A 14,587-nucleotide genomic window follows, 5' to 3' on the forward strand; every position below is an offset into this window, starting at 1 on the left:
AGATCAGACATGGTCACCGCTCGATTTTCGAACCGTGAATCACGCAGCCAAGCGGAAATCAATGGGTCCTGACCCTAAGGAACACTGCGATCTGAAGGATTTCACCTACCCCTTCATCCTCCAGATCAAAGAGAAACTGGGCGAGCTCCGCATCTACCACCGGTGTGATAATCGACAGTATCTGTAGGGGTGCGCATAACTCTGCAGTGCCTTCATTGATTTTGTTTAGAAATTTCGCGTATTCTCGCGCATAATTTTGCGCGGTATTTGCGCATAAATTTGCACGATTTTCCCATAACTTTGCGCGATTCAACATAGTCGCTCAATTGATGTTAGTTACTGTGTCACTTCTTCAACTTTGAAGCATTGTATCTCAATCATAGGTGCAGTCTATGTGGCAAAGTTCAACCTTTATCTGAAGGCGAAGCTCATTTGTGAGGTTGTGGCAGGGCCCCTTCAACATCTCCCGGGGCGGCTCGCTGTTCCTGACGTTCGCCACAATAGCAAAGTCACTGGCACGGCAACCCGATTGTTTCCGCCCACTCGTCGGACGACAAGTTGCTTGTGATTAGTTGGGGATGTACTGGCGTCGTTAATTAGCCAACCGATCAAGACCCGCTTCTTGTTATTGCCAATTACAGCGCACTGGCCAATGACAACAATCGGTGTTGCGGAGCGGGTCTTGTTCTCTTCTGTCAGCCCTTCGGCTTGTGGGTCCCGGAATTCAGAGGGATACGCCACCGCCGAAACTCTCAAACCCGTTTGTTGTTTCGGTTACATCCGCCTCGAAGTGGGCGATCAGGGGCATTACCAAGGGCTCGATATGCTTGTTCCATACGGGTCCTTTGTAGAAACTATCTTTGATCCTGTCTCGTTCCTCGAGCGACGAGAATGCCCGCATCCAGTGGACTTTGTCTGGATTGTCCAGATCTCGCAGAGGGCCAAAGACCAGCATTCCGACATCGCGCAATGCAATACGATTCTCTTGTTCAAAGAACTCGATAAACTCCTCACGACGTCCGGGTTTTAATGTGTAGCGACGAACTTCGATAATCATGCGCGTAGCCTGTTTGCTTTGAATGTTCTCTTGGGTGAAGTTTGTTGAGACTGATCAGTGTTGTGCCACCTAATGTACCCTTGTTTGATACTAGAAGTTCAGAATTTTCCACGTGATGGAAATGTGGCGCCACAGATCAACTGCCAACCGTCAGATCATCTAAAGTTCCACCGTCGCGCAGGAAGTCGCTCCAAACCCAGGCCATGCGGTCCACAAACCAAGTCTTGCCGCCCGAGATCACTACTATGCCGAGGCACGTGAAACCTAAGTCGAATGCCCACAGACCATAGGCAAATGGCAATAGACCAACGCCGCTGGCAATGGCGACCGTATTTGCGACACGCTTATGATGTTCCGCAACTTTGTCGCGGTGCCGCAGCCAGACACGCTCGCCAAGAACACCCTGTGCGGACCAACTGTCGAAAGACTCCGGCCGCGAAAAAGCGCGTGGATTGATCCAAATCCAGACAAGAACAACGCCCACCGCAAGCCATGCCCAATAACCAATCCATGCTCTGCTCCAGATTGCCAACGCCAGAAGCGGCAGGGGTGTCAACACACGGGTCCAAACGGACCAAGAGTTCGCATGCCGCAGCCAAACCTCGTCCTTCATGCCCATGAGGCGTTCGGAAAATCGAGCTATGTCCATCTTTGCAACTCCTGGATCCACCTCTCCGCAAATGGGAGGGATAGGATATATTTATGTGGATGAGGAGACGCCGCCCCGCTCGTCAATTGGTAGGCGTCTGGTTTCTTATTTGAACTAGGGCTTCAGCCCAGGCATTGGGTTGGTCGTACATCACCATATGGGCGGCGCCATCGATAGGGGTAAAACTCTTCGCTGGAGCCTTAAGGTGTTCGTAATACTCACGTGCCAGATCGGCCGGGGTGTTCTGGTCTTCTGCTCCAGTAATAAAGTGGATCGGCAGATCCAGGACCGGGTGCGAGGTGAAGAGGTCGTATGCACCAACAATCTCTGGCTGTTCAATCGCTGTGCTCGATAGGTCAAGACCGCGGCGATAGTTCTTAACCTGTGCGTCCGTGTAGTAGGGGCTCCGCCCTTCTAGCACATAAGAGAGATAGCGATCCCATAGCCCTTCGGTGTTAAAGTCTCCGGCACCGTATTCTGCCAAAACTTCACGCTGAACGGTGAGATCTGCCTCATCAAGTGCATCGAACGGCTCAATCGCCTTGAGTTTACGCTGAGTTTCAGCATCGCCGCGAACTTCAGCCTGATCCAATGCCCACTCAAAACCCATGTTCATACTGCGCACCCACGCGACACGCTCAGACGTTGGGATGAATGCGTGATAGGGGGAACTATCCTCTGCGATAGTCATGAAACCCAGCGCGCTGCCCCACGAATGACCGCTCAGAAATATTTTCTCTTGCCTGTAGCGGTCGCGTAGGAGGTTGGTGAGTTGAAGCGTATCCGCCACCAACTTGGATGGCGTGATGTCCTCTATCGTGAGATCGTCGTTGAATGAACTTCCGGCTCCACGTTGATCCCAATGGACAACGACAAAGTTCTCTTCCAACAAGGGCGTGTGGAACAGATCGACCCAGGGCATCACGGCACCACCCGGACCCCCGTGCAAAAATAGCAGGACCGGTTGGGACAAATCACAAGTGCGAATAAGTATCGTTTGCTCAATCCCGCCAAGAACAACTATTTCCTGTGAAACGAAGCTTCCGAAACACTCTATAGCTGCAACATCTTCGCCGCTGCGCGTCACGGCAATTTCTTGACGATCCTGGGCAATTGACGACCCCGCAAAATTGGCGGCACAGAATGTCAACAGTAAGAGACGGCGTTGAAGCTTGAATGAGTACATTGTTCGCTGTCCATTGGATTAATGCATTGTGGTGGCGTCTCGAATTCGGTTGCGACTTGAACTCAATATCTCAGATAGAGATTGGGCTCGCGCTTGCCATATTCTGGGAGACCAATATCGCGACGCATGTGATTAGATAGGAATGCCAGCTCGCCATGTTTGGGTAAACGCGGGAAAACAGGATCGCCCATAAACGCTGGGCGTTTCGAGACCATAAAAGTAAGATAGTCGAGCCAAGCTTTTACTTTAAGTGGTATTAAGTTTAGCCGTTCGGTCTTTAGAGTTGGCACGTTAGTCACCTGGCGCCTCTCCGGAATTTGAAGGTGGTAGAAAAATGGGGAACCGTTTGAAGTCCCCCGCTATTTTCGAAATCTCGAATGGCTACAGCTAGAACTTGTAGGACACCCGAAGCGCGACAGAGTCAGCCGTGATATCATCACCAGACGTGTCGTACGTGTCTCGTAGGTATTCAAGACCAACCAGAACCCTGTCCGCCGCGCGATAGGTCACGCCAAAACCAGCAGAATAGCCGTCTTCGCTCTTTGATCCGCCATCAATGTTTGCGTAACCAATCACGCCATAAAGGTATGTCCGGCCAATTACATGCCCACCTTTGAACTTCAGGCGTACAGTATCGACTTTCTCGGCTTTCCCTCCGGACTCAACTTCAGCGCCCGCGTCATAAGTAAGTTCACCGCCGATTACGTAACCGTCAAAATCGTGAAGGTAACCAGCATGGAGACCCAGAGTTGCATTTCCATTGTCGTTGTTGCCCTCGGATACATCGATTGTGGATAGCTGCAAGCCCGCATTGAAGCCGGTCCAGCTTTCATTTGCCAAGGACAAAGTCGGCATCATGGCTGCCAGTGTGATCATCGTGATAGTTTTCATTTAAAAGGTCCATTCTCTTGGTTGTGTCGAAAGACCATCCGGACACTGGGCATGCGTGATGCGCCAGCGGGAGTGATTTTCCGTTAGTGGGGGTGTTGGAATTACCGCTTTCCGTTTTCCGTCCAGCGGTGATCCAAAACTTGGATTATAGGATGGGTTTGGGTTTGCTGGTCATTTGAATCAGTTTCCCTGATTGGTCATATCGGGCAGTGACTAGCACCCGGCGCGCATGTGCCACCTCTAGCGGGCCACCAACAACTTCCCAAAGCCCGAAGGTAAAAAGATCCAGTGTTCCATGACCTGCTGCTCGCGCCAGGTTCGGTTTTGTCCTGGGCTCAACATCATAGACGGCCACCCAGTCTCCATTGGCTTGTTGCTGCAATTCATCGGGTGAGCCCAACTGGCGTTCTACACTGAACCGGGTGGCCTCCTGGCTAACGACGCTCAAATCAGGGCCATCTCTGCCTGTCGCTGCCATGTTGGCGGCGCATCCGCTCAGAGCGGTGCCAAAGATGAGCGCGGCGAACACTGAACGCACAAGCTGACTGGAGGTCGCAATGCGTTGCATTGCTATCCATCGAACTCGACCTGCTTCAAAAGAGACTGGGTTCTTCGGCCCTATTGATTTATGGGGTTTTTTCATGGCCTTTCCATATCCTGATTGAATTGTGCGTTGCATTGGGGGCTTCTGCTTCAAGCAGTTTGTAATCAGAATCCCGAGCAGTTCGCGAATACCCGCCAGGCGAGACATTCGACGCAACTCGGATGGCGAAGTAATTCCACAGACAAGAGCATTCATGACATTCGATCCTGCATAGTGCGCGCAACTCAACCGGATCCGCAAAGCACTACCGCTTGCGGAGTTTGGCTGCGTAAACGCATCGTTAAATTCGGGTTGGCAGGTGAATTACATTGCTCTGCCAGGTGAGTCGGGGTACAAACCGACCATGGGTCTGTATTTGCAGACCGCCGGTCGGTTTGCAAGAGGGAAGTGTATGAAATCTACGAAGCGAAAGAACATGCCGCCCGAAGAACGGCGTGCTCAGCTGCTGGGATGCGCACAGATGTTGTTCTTTTCCAAAGGTTTCGAGGATACGACCATACAAGATGTGCTGGATATGGCGAGCGTCTCAAAGGGCGGATTTTATCATCACTTCAAATCAAAGGACGAGCTGTTGTTCGGTGTCTTGGACGGAATGGCTGAGGGTGTCTTTTCGCAGATGGCTGTTGTTGCCTCTGATGAGACTTCCTCTGCGCTCGACCTGTTGCACAGTTTTATCCACCTGCGAGCCAACTACTTACGTGAACATGACTACCCTGGTCAGGTTGAATTTTTCCGGGTCATGAATCAGGACAAAAACATGGTTCTGCTTGAACAGTTCAAGCGCAGGGTCAGAACCGGTGCTATGCCCGTCCTGACCGGGATCATTCAGAAAGGCTGTGATGAGGGCACATTTACTGTCGCAGATGTTGATACTGCCGCAGAACTCATATTGTTCCTAAGCACCTTTATTGATCTCGCGCTGTTGCGCGCGATTGATGCACGGGGATCTGACACCGCCGATCATGCCGCGGAGAAGTTGCAGGCGGCAATCGACATGCAGTTTCTCACACTCGACAGAGTTTTGGGCCTACCTGACCGGACAACGAATTTCGGTTGGCCGGAAGCGGTAGACGTTACAATGGCAACTCAGCCTCCACTGCTTCCTTCGTCCAATTGATGTAGCTCATAAATTGACCAGACAGGCACGAGACCCATGGCGACAGTAATTCTTCTGAATGGCGTTGGGAGCGTTGGTAAAAGCTCCATTGCAAAAGCACTTCAGAACATATCCACGCAAGCGTTTTTGCATGTTGAAATGGATGCATTCCTAGCGATGCTGCCAAGTCGGCTTGAGGGCCATCCAGACGGGTTGAGCTTTGAAGAGAGGGTCGAGGCCGGGAGGGAGACAACCTTTGCCAAAACCGGGCCCATTGCTAAGCGTGCACTATCCGGAATGCGTCGGTCAGTTGCCGCGATGGCAAGTGTCGGGAACAACCTGATCGTTGACGAGGTGCTGTTTGGAGATACGGAGTCCGGGTCAGCGGACGCTGTGTCTGAATACCGGACCTTACTGGATCCATATGATTTTTACATGGTTGGGGTTTTTGCACCGCTGGAAGCCCTTGAGGAAAGGGAACGAAATCGCGGAGACCGAAAGATCGGGTTATCCAGATGGCAATTCGAGCGCGTACATGAAGGTATGATTTATGATCTGTCTATCAACACAGCGACTGCATCCCCGCAATCATGCGCCGAATTGATAATAGCAGGCTTAAGTTTGTGATTTCCGCAGGTGGGCCTTTGGTCGCACTGATTACGTCAATACAACAACCTGTGCGTCTGATCATCTGCCCTACGCGTGAACACTCCAATATCTCTAAACGTGTGGTCGGAAATGACGAACGCACTTCGCGCCGTACCGAATGCCTATAAATTGGCGGCAGGACGGAGAAACATGTCCTGGAAGTCACCCTGATGAGCGTTGACAGCTTTACTCGAAATTTTGGACGGAACTGCCTTGTTTTTCCGGCGCAAACTTACACACTCATCAGCGATAACACTGCATAGCAACTTCATCCGAGAGTTGCCCGGAATTCAATCCGAAAACTGCAACGTGAAAATTCGCCGTTGCCAAATGTTTAGTCTTGGCATCTGTTGGATCAGGTCAATCTGGAGCGTCGTTTTCGGCATAGCCTGAGATCATGACGTCGTTGATTGTGCTCTGAACGACAAAGTAGGCGCGGATTTGCTCATCCGTGAAACGTTCAACAAACTGCGTCATACGAGCCATCTCGGTCGCGCGTATCCCTTCGATTACCGCTTTGCTCTGTTCTGTGAGGCAATAGAAGTTCGAAGTCCGGTGCTGAGGGTTTGGAAGGGCTTTTAGAAGTTTTCGGTCAACAAGATCTTTAAGGAGTCGCCCAACCAGTTGTCGCTTCACCTGCAAGATTTGAGTGATTTCAGGCGCCGTTGCTTGTTGCGCCGATAACAAAACTTCGAGAACGGCACGTTCTCCGACACCAATGCCTGTGCCATCCAAGTCCGCTTCGACGCGCGCTGTGATGTTACGCAACAAGGGTCTGGTCAACTGTATCCCGGCATACAGCATCTCAGCAGGCGACATATTTTCGGTGTCGGTAGCCATTTGCAGGCATCCTTTAAGTTATTCGTCAACCGAGTTGACATCTTCGTTCTGGCGACCTATTTACCCGATACGGCCCCAAAACTCCAGCGGCGGAACCAACTGATGCCTGATGATATGCCTGTGAAACTCCCAGATCCAAGATCCCGGAACCCACTTGTGTTTCCGGATGGCACTCATGATCCTGCGACAGTGTTTTTGTCGGAGGTCATTGATCACCCTAATATCGAAATTGGTGACTGGACATACTACAATGATCGCAGTCTGCCGGACGACTATGCTGAAACCCTGGCGCCCTATCTGTTTCCAGGAGCGCCTGAGAGGTTGAGTATTGGCCGCTTCTGTCAAATTGCTCAGGGTGTGCAATTCATAACGGCGACCGCCAATCATCCGATGACGGGTATCTCAACATTTCCATTCGCCGTCTTTGATCGCGAAATGATCGGAGGCTACCGGGGTTCTTTGCCAAGAGGTCGAGACACTAAAATTGGTCACGATTGCTGGATAGGCAGAGAAGCCGTGTTGATGCCCGGTGCAGAACTTGGATGTGGTGTGATCGTTGCTGCAAGAGCAGTGGTTCGTGGCAAAATACCAGACTTTGCAGTCGTTGCTGGAAACCCGGCAAAGGTCATTCGGATGCGGTTTGAACCGCCGGAAATTTCCAAGCTCCTCGAGATCGCCTGGTGGTATTGGACTCCGGAGAAGATCGCAAAAAACCTGCATTTGATTGAGCAGGGCGATGTCGCTGCTTTGACAAGATGCAACGAAGATAGGGCTCTAGAGTAAAAGCCACTTCAGCTAAGTCCAGGCAATATAACTCCAGTTCAACTATGCAGAAATGGTGCTGCATTCTTGCGGGTTTCGACCCGTTACAGATCAGTGTTGCCTGAAGCTGGGCCAGTCCTAAGGGCGCTTGCGCCAACAACACTCACAAACATTTTGACCACCAAAAGCGCACGACGACACGTCGTGCCAAGACAAGAAAGAGGAAGACATGAGAAATACATCAGTAATGATCGCATCGGTCGTAGCTGTGATGATCGCGCCCAGTATCGCGACGGCAGATGACGATTGGGCCGGGGTATACGCGGGCATTCATTTTGGCGCTGCCGACGGTGACCTTTCAAGTGGCTCAGCCAAGTTAAGTGACCATTCAGCCGTCTACGGGTTGCAACTCGGCTACAACTATAGCCTGGCCAATAACTGGATCATCGGGAGCGAACTTAGTTATAGCACCGCTGAGTTTTCTGCATTTGGCCCCTCAAAAGACATGGACACGACGCGCTTGAAACTCAAAGCGGGATACGGCGTGGGCGCAGCCATGTTCTATGGTGTTCTGGGCTACTCGAACATTGATCTTGATGGCAAGAACGAAAGCGGTGTGACTTACGGGCTTGGTGTGGGCTACAAAGCAACAGAGAGTATTGTTCTTAACGCAGAACTTCTCCGCGACAGCTTTGATTTTGAGTCATCGGGTGCGGACGTAGATGTAGACGTAACCACGCTCCTTCTCGGTGTGTCTTATCAATTCTAACCTTGATCCCGCTAGGATCTTCGAGACCGATATCAATTCTGATGTGGGCGCCTGCAATGGAGATCGTTCCGTTGCAGGCTTCCTCCTCTGGTCGATAACCGAAGATGCAAACGTAATTTGCTCGGCCTGAAGGAAATTCCCAGTGGAGCCAAGTTCGATTATTCTGTTTTCAGGACTCATTGTCAGTTCCTGCATTTTGGGTGGAGCAATTTACTCCGGCCTTACGCGGGTCGCCGATGCTATCAAAAGCAAAAACCGGCAATGGATCGATAACGCCGAAGACGGGAATGCTCGATAACCGGGTTGGGTGATTTCATGCGTAATATTGTTCGTGAGAGTAGAGAACACTGGAAAGAGCGATGTATCTACATTGTAACCAACCAATCACGCTAGTTCGATCTTATAAGGTGTACCGCCGCTTCAACCAATGCGTCTGTGCCTGCGATTATGCCGTCAACGTCAAATTCAACGAAAATATCGGGTGGGATGCCGATACCCTCAAACGCCTCACCTTGAGCTGATAAATACTCCTGGTAGGACAGTCCAAGCCACCAACCGTTCGGCAGCGTGAACTCCAGCACATCGGACAATCCGCCAGACGATCTTGTCCCCATGATCGTGGTTTCCGGCCGCTCACGCATGATCAGTGTGAATATCTCAGCTGCACTTCCGGTCATTTCGCTAGTCAAAACAACAATTGGTTGCGCGAGATTGGGGCCTTGAGCCGGGTGAACTGTGACCAGAAGTGGTTCGGAATACCCTTCCTGTTGCCACGATCTTTTACTAAATGCGGTTACCGGGGTTTGCAGGAAATACTCTGCAATCGCCACCGCTACGCTGTCTGAACCACCAGGATTATAGCGCACATCGACAACAATCCCCTTGGCATCCTGAAGGTCCATTACAACTTGCTGGAACGCTCTAGATGCGGCTTCGTGTGACGATTGCCCAATAGGCTTCTGCACTTCCATTTCCTTGATCGCGATGTATCCAATGCCATCGGAGCGCATACCGTAGCGGATAGAGAAACCCTCCAGGCCTTGAACTGGAATCTCTGCCTGGCTCAAAGCGGTCTGCCAGAGGAGCTTGCGGGTCAGCGATGGATTGGCTTTCAGCCAGCTCGGATCTTCCTCTGGCGAAAAATACCCCTGATCCCCCATCGATAACTGAACGTGCCCATCATCGAGGCCAAGCGTCGCCTGCTTGAGCAGAAATGAAAGCTCAACTTCACTGAGGTCATCAGATGAGGGTGCCAGTTCCCTGCGTGTGTCCCAGTCAACATTGTGAAGATCAAAAAATGGATAATGCTCATCCATCGCAGACCAAAAGACGTCAAATGTATGGATCGCGCCACGTTCGGTATGATCAGGTTCGGCACATTCAGAGGGAAACTCGGAACGAGTGTGTCGGATTGGCTCTACGACGCCATCAACGCTAAGTTCCAGCATGTCATTTCGGCGCTCTATTGAGGCGCCCGCAATAAGTTTCACCAGACCCAAATGCGCCGGAAAGGCATATTCTCGAAAGCAACTGACAGCTGTTGTTCTATACACTTCGGCGCGCAGTCTCGTAATGCGCATGACTTGACCGTAGTCAGGAGCAACCCAGGTTCCCAACACTTCCTTGGGAGGCATATTGATAAACCAGGACGCTGCAACAGAAATAGTCCCTGCAACCAACAGTGAAGCAAGTATGCGAGACGTGAGCTTTTTCATCAATTGACAGACCTAGGGGATTTCATACCGACCCTACGAGCTTGGTGGGGTCGATATTCAAATGCAGAGCCACAAACGCGCTATCGATTGCGTGGATGCTGCTTGGCGGTTCGCTCATTTCCCCTCCGGTAGTTTCCTGTCAAGCGAGCCATTTCCTGTTGCTGACCCTCGAAGTTCAGGTTGCTCATGTCCTCAAGAAACCACTCAGCCTTTTCTTTTCGGAGCGTCGCCGCCCGCTTGCCATTGTGAGTTATGGACACGTCGCCGTTCTTGGATTGTTTGAACGAAAATCCGAGGTCTGCTGAATTCATCTGCGTATTACCTGGCCTGCGTTCTATCTCTGGGGTCATATGGGCTTTATATGACAGTCTCATGTTACTTTTGGATCCAATACGATCCAGGTTCCCGCCGGTTACGTCGTTTTGTAGAATTTTTGACGGGCTTCTTGTTCGATGGACAGGCGCATCTGCAAGTCTGCCAATTTGCACATTTCTTTTTTCCTTGCAGTAAGATCCGTGGTTTCTTGATATACTTTCCGTTGCTCCTCCACTGCTTTTTTCAAAACGATTTCGCTTGGCAATACACCCGCTTCCGCCATGATCCCGAAACCAGTTGAAACGATGTTACCGGCGTCGCGCTGTGGCAAAGGCTTCCCCTCACCTTTCAGGTTTTCCAACTGCCCTCCGGCTTGTGCCTTGTGGATCTGATTCTCGATCAGTGTTCGCCACTTCATGGATCTTCCTCCGAAGAATGTCTTACACTGGGCTATATGGATGGAATTGATATATGTCAACTGAGTTGACATATTGAATTTCAAACGCCAGAAACCCTCCCCTATCAAATCAACCTAAACTGTCCCATTGGCGCTGACGTCAGACAATTCATGCCAATGCGTGGGTTCACGCCTTTGTTTATGACCTTTCCCCGCTTCAAGAATGGATATTGCCGTAACCGCTATGTGAGCGCGTCCAAACCGGCGCGCTCACTTTGCTTGGTATTGCCTATCACGACGGAGTTAAGAGCGATGTATCACTCTGCGGCAACCGCTTCCTCTGCCAGTGCCGGGTAATCGGTGTACCCTTTTTCATTGCCGCCGTAGAGAGTGGTTGGATCGAGCTCATTCAGTGCGGCGTCTTTCTCCAACCGGTTGACAAGATCCGGGTTGGAAATAAATGGCCGGCCGAAAGCCACCAGATCGACGGCGCCGGTATCAACCGCTTCAATCGCCATGTCTCGGTCATAAGCGTTGTTGCCCATTTTCGCTCCGTCAAACATTTCATAGAGCAACTTCAGATCACCACCTTCCGGAATATCGCGCGGGCCGCCGGTCTGTCCCTCCACGAGATGGAGATAGGCCAGCCCATAACCATTCAGTAATTTGACCGCATGGGTGAATGTCGCCTGTGGGTCGCTGTCGGAGATGTTGTTGGCGTCCGAGAATGGGCTGAGGCGGACACCAACGCGGTCGGCGCCCCAGACATCGACAACCACGTCCATGACCTCTTTCAGGAACCGTGCTCTATTCTCGACAGGACCGCCGTATTCGTCTTCACGCTTGTTGGATTCGTCCCGCAGGAATTGATCGATAAGGTATCCGTTGGCTGCGTGGACCTCGACACCGTCGAAACCGGCCTCTTTGGCGTTTTCCGCGGCCCTCCGGTAGTCCGCAACGATGCCAGCAATTTCTTCGATGGCCAGAGCCCGCGGTTCAGATGTTTCAACAAACTGCTCACCATCAAAGGTCTTGGCCTTAGCGCCAATTGCGGATGGTGCAACAGGGGCGTCACCATCCTGCTGCAAGCTGTAATGCGAAATCCGGCCCACATGCCAAAGCTGGATCACGATCTTGCCGCCCTCGGCATGGACGGCTTCAGTCACTTTTTTCCAGCCGTCAACCTGTGCTTGGGAATAAATGCCCGGGGTCCAGGCATAGCCTTTGCCTTGGGGCGAGATTTGCGATGCTTCCGTGATGATCAGACCAGCACCTGCCCGCTGCGTGTAGTACTTGGCCTGCAATTCATGGACACTGTCATCCTCGGCTCTTGCCCGGTTGCGGGTCAGTGGCGCCATGACAATGCGGTTTTTCAGCTCGATTGCACCAGCTTTGATGCCCGAGAACAGTTTTTCATCAGTCATTGCTGCTTCCTTCTTTGGTAAACTTCGTTCAGATATTATTGGACCAATTAGTCCAATATTAGGGTCACTGTCTCTTGATTGAGTTTGTGTTAGGTTTCATTTCCTTATGGTGGCGGGAGACCTTATGGCGAAATCACCAACCGGGCTTGTTTCAGGGTTTGCGATATCTGCTCAGCGGGAACGCCCGCCTTGCGCAAGGCTAGTGTGCCGATTGCAAGGGACGCAAAGGCGCGTGCCTTGTCGAGTGCCTGTCCCGGATCCGAAGGCTCAAGCACTCTCGCAATAATCTGATCAATACTCTCCAAATGCTGCCGCCCGAGAGCCGCCACTTCATCATCATGAGGAGCAAGCTCCGTAAGGCAATTGATCAGCATGCAGCCGTCACGACCGCCTTGCGGGTTCGCCAGAGCTTTCATAATCGCACCAACGGGGTCATCTCCGCCCGCATCTGCAACGTCACGCAGAGTTTTCAAACCACGCCTTGAATAGTGCCTGAGGGCTTTGTGAAACAAAGCCTGCTTGTTGCCGAACGTTCCATAGAAGCTGGACCGGCTCAAACCCATGGCCTTGGTCAGATCATCCACAGATGCGATCTCGTAGCCCTTGTGCCAAAAAACGCACAAGGCTTTTTCCAAAGCCTCAGCTTCGTCAAAGGCGCGAGGCCTACCCGGGCCTGCGGGTGATTTGATGTCGCCATTTGGGAGAGTTTTTTTGCTCATGTGTATGATTTGGAATGATTGGTCCAGAAATTCAAGATGGCGGTTGGGAATTTTTGGAATGATTAGTCCGTATTGTGACCAGAGAAAGGAGTTTAGGTCGGCAGAAATGCAAAACCTCCCCATCGCGTTTGGTGCCACGCCAATCTTAAGATCAGGACTGTTTGTCTTTTTGCGGGAGTGTCAGACGAAGAGGATCGTGATCGTAGAAAAGAGAGTTCACCCTCGGTACTAGTTTCCAACACTGGACAGATTGACTGGCGGCTTTGTCCAATGCGTTGATGTTGATCACTCACAAACCAGAGATTGGTTCGGTAGATCCATGGCCAATGCCCTCAGCTTGTGAGGATTACTACTCCAATGAGTAACAAAGCCACGAATTCAGAACTGGTTTTACGAGCATCAGTACGGCGGGCCATTGTAAGCAAACCAACAATAATTTCAGCGCGCTAGGTTAAACTAGCGAGGTTAGCTGAAGTTAAGTTTGCCCAATGTGAACTTCTTAACTTTGGCTAGAACGTTTTTTTGGCAGTATCGTTTCATGAGTTGTTAGTGAGTTCAGTGAGTAAATAGATGTATTTGTATAATTTCGAGGGGCATTGTTGCGCGGTCAATGACATCCGGATGGATGATTTTGCGCGTGAGTATCCGTTGCTGGACGATGCCGGCGTGCACGCACAATGGCAGAAGGGCTCCTGGCAGATCACGCGGATAGCCGACATCTGGACACGAACCGGGAAGGTACTTTCGTTGCCTTACAATGGGGCCAACGCCTATCCATCTTTCCAGTTTGCTGAGGATGGAACCCCGCTTCCTTTGATGGAAAAAGTGTTGAAAGCCCTGCCACGTGAAATGACCCCGTGGCAATGCGCGTTTTGGTTAACCTCACCCAAATTGGAACTCGGAGGGGAAAGCCCGGCAATTCGCATTCAGACCGGCGATGACTGCATAGTCGATATCGCAGGCGAAGCTGGTGGTCTGATGGCAGCTTAGTGTTAGCTTTTGGGCACTCATACGTCGTACAGCATCTGGAAAGTTCGTGTCTCCCCTGCTGTTTCTGCCTCCGGCAAGAATAGCGAGAACAGGGCACTCAAATGTCCGTTCTCTTCTGTGGGTTCAGAGACAATACCAAGCAGCCCATCCATAAATAAGAATGGCTAAGAGCATACTGAAATACGGGTACTAACTAGGTCTTCGCATATCGATACCCGTTGGAGAAACCCCACCGACAAGTAAACTGTTCCGCAAATCTGTTATCTGCCGCTACGCGTAGCCGAAACTCAACAAACTCGGTTTCCGCATATTTCTGTGAAACAGGCTTCACCGCTCAAACACAGCCATCATCTGCCTGCGCAATCGCGCCAGATCCTCATCCACACTAGCGGTAGGATCGCACGCGAATGTTGGCAATGCCTCCACACGGATCGTCCCGCTGCGCGGTAAATGTTTGCCGCGTGGAAGTAGACTATCGCTGTCGTGGATGACAATAGGGGTGATCGTGCGACCGGTTTCTCGGGC

18 protein-coding genes are annotated in these 14,587 nt (G+C 51.4%); 6 read left to right on the plus strand and 12 right to left on the minus strand.

From position 1 onward, the window contains the following. Positions 1-187, plus strand: a 187-nt coding sequence (locus AC2FLA_RS21790; protein ID WP_496725264.1) for a hypothetical protein, incomplete at its 5' end; no start/stop codon positions are given. A gap of 537 nt (positions 188-724) precedes the next feature. Here AC2FLA_RS21790 and AC2FLA_RS21795 read toward each other — a convergent pair. The 5 genes from AC2FLA_RS21795 to AC2FLA_RS21815 form a co-directional block, all read right to left on the minus strand. Beyond that, positions 725-1,057, minus strand: a complete 333-nt coding sequence (locus tag AC2FLA_RS21795; protein WP_496725266.1) for an NIPSNAP family protein — start codon at positions 1,055-1,057, stop codon at positions 725-727. Positions 1,058-1,193: 136 nt separating this feature from the next. Then, positions 1,194-1,706, minus strand: a complete 513-nt coding sequence (locus AC2FLA_RS21800) for a DUF6653 family protein (RefSeq protein WP_496725268.1) — start codon at positions 1,704-1,706, stop codon at positions 1,194-1,196. An 82-nt stretch (positions 1,707-1,788) separates the two neighbouring features. Further along, positions 1,789-2,892 carry an alpha/beta fold hydrolase gene (locus AC2FLA_RS21805; RefSeq protein ID WP_496725270.1) on the minus strand — a complete coding sequence of 368 codons (1,104 nt, stop codon included), beginning with the start codon at positions 2,890-2,892 and terminating at the stop codon, positions 1,789-1,791. 387 nt (positions 2,893-3,279) lie between these two features. Continuing rightward, the gene (locus AC2FLA_RS21810) at positions 3,280-3,783 is read right to left on the minus strand and encodes an outer membrane protein (protein WP_496725272.1); all 504 of its coding nucleotides are present in this window, start codon (positions 3,781-3,783) and stop codon (positions 3,280-3,282) included. Between the two features lie 145 nt (positions 3,784-3,928). Next, complete coding sequence (locus AC2FLA_RS21815; protein ID WP_496725274.1) at positions 3,929-4,582, minus strand: hypothetical protein; 654 nt, start codon at positions 4,580-4,582, stop codon at positions 3,929-3,931. Between the two features lie 160 nt (positions 4,583-4,742). Here AC2FLA_RS21815 and AC2FLA_RS21820 point away from each other — a divergent pair, with 160 nt between their 5' ends. Both AC2FLA_RS21820 and AC2FLA_RS21825 read left to right on the plus strand, forming a co-directional pair. Beyond that, the gene (locus AC2FLA_RS21820) at positions 4,743-5,504 is read left to right on the plus strand and encodes a TetR/AcrR family transcriptional regulator (protein WP_496725275.1); all 762 of its coding nucleotides are present in this window, start codon (positions 4,743-4,745) and stop codon (positions 5,502-5,504) included. 36 nt (positions 5,505-5,540) lie between these two features. Next, a complete protein-coding gene (locus tag AC2FLA_RS21825) occupies positions 5,541-6,110 on the plus strand; it encodes a chloramphenicol phosphotransferase CPT family protein (RefSeq protein ID WP_496725277.1) in 570 nt (189 codons plus the stop codon). A gap of 381 nt (positions 6,111-6,491) precedes the next feature. Here the strand turns inward: AC2FLA_RS21825 and AC2FLA_RS21830 are convergent, their stop codons facing one another. Beyond that, positions 6,492-6,971 (minus strand): MarR family winged helix-turn-helix transcriptional regulator, encoded by a 480-nt coding sequence (locus AC2FLA_RS21830; RefSeq protein WP_496725279.1) that lies wholly within the window; start codon positions 6,969-6,971, stop codon positions 6,492-6,494. 114 nt (positions 6,972-7,085) lie between these two features. Here AC2FLA_RS21830 and AC2FLA_RS21835 point away from each other — a divergent pair, with 114 nt between their 5' ends. Together AC2FLA_RS21835 and AC2FLA_RS21840 are read left to right on the plus strand one after the other, a co-directional pair. After that, positions 7,086-7,754: a CatB-related O-acetyltransferase gene (locus AC2FLA_RS21835; RefSeq protein WP_496725293.1), complete on the plus strand. Its 669-nt coding sequence runs from the start codon at positions 7,086-7,088 to the stop codon at positions 7,752-7,754. Between the two features lie 208 nt (positions 7,755-7,962). Continuing rightward, complete coding sequence (locus AC2FLA_RS21840) at positions 7,963-8,502, plus strand: outer membrane protein (RefSeq protein WP_496725281.1); 540 nt, start codon at positions 7,963-7,965, stop codon at positions 8,500-8,502. Between the two features lie 389 nt (positions 8,503-8,891). Here AC2FLA_RS21840 and AC2FLA_RS21845 read toward each other — a convergent pair whose 3' ends face one another. The 5 genes from AC2FLA_RS21845 to AC2FLA_RS21865 all read right to left on the minus strand — a co-directional run bounded on the left by AC2FLA_RS21845 (position 8,892) and on the right by AC2FLA_RS21865 (position 13,210). Beyond that, positions 8,892-10,217, minus strand: coding sequence for a S41 family peptidase (locus tag AC2FLA_RS21845; protein WP_496725283.1), 1,326 nt, complete (start codon positions 10,215-10,217; stop codon positions 8,892-8,894). 80 nt (positions 10,218-10,297) lie between these two features. After that, positions 10,298-10,528: a hypothetical protein gene (locus tag AC2FLA_RS21850; RefSeq protein WP_074737093.1), complete on the minus strand. Its 231-nt coding sequence runs from the start codon at positions 10,526-10,528 to the stop codon at positions 10,298-10,300. A 101-nt stretch (positions 10,529-10,629) separates the two neighbouring features. Then, positions 10,630-10,950 (minus strand): DnaJ family domain-containing protein, encoded by a 321-nt coding sequence (locus tag AC2FLA_RS21855; RefSeq protein ID WP_299669832.1) that lies wholly within the window; start codon positions 10,948-10,950, stop codon positions 10,630-10,632. Positions 10,951-11,246: 296 nt separating this feature from the next. Continuing rightward, positions 11,247-12,353, minus strand: coding sequence for an alkene reductase (locus AC2FLA_RS21860; protein WP_496725286.1), 1,107 nt, complete (start codon positions 12,351-12,353; stop codon positions 11,247-11,249). Positions 12,354-12,475: 122 nt separating this feature from the next. Beyond that, positions 12,476-13,210 (minus strand): TetR/AcrR family transcriptional regulator, encoded by a 735-nt coding sequence (locus tag AC2FLA_RS21865; RefSeq protein WP_496725287.1) that lies wholly within the window; start codon positions 13,208-13,210, stop codon positions 12,476-12,478. Between the two features lie 432 nt (positions 13,211-13,642). Here AC2FLA_RS21865 and AC2FLA_RS21870 point away from each other — a divergent pair, with 432 nt between their 5' ends. Then, positions 13,643-14,062 (plus strand): hypothetical protein, encoded by a 420-nt coding sequence (locus AC2FLA_RS21870; RefSeq protein WP_496725289.1) that lies wholly within the window; start codon positions 13,643-13,645, stop codon positions 14,060-14,062. Between the two features lie 327 nt (positions 14,063-14,389). Here the strand turns inward: AC2FLA_RS21870 and AC2FLA_RS21875 are convergent. Next, a partial coding sequence (locus AC2FLA_RS21875) for a hypothetical protein (RefSeq protein WP_496725291.1) occupies positions 14,390-14,587 on the minus strand: 198 nt, incomplete at its 5' end.

The organism is Ruegeria sp. CDSA033, assembly GCF_059612305.1.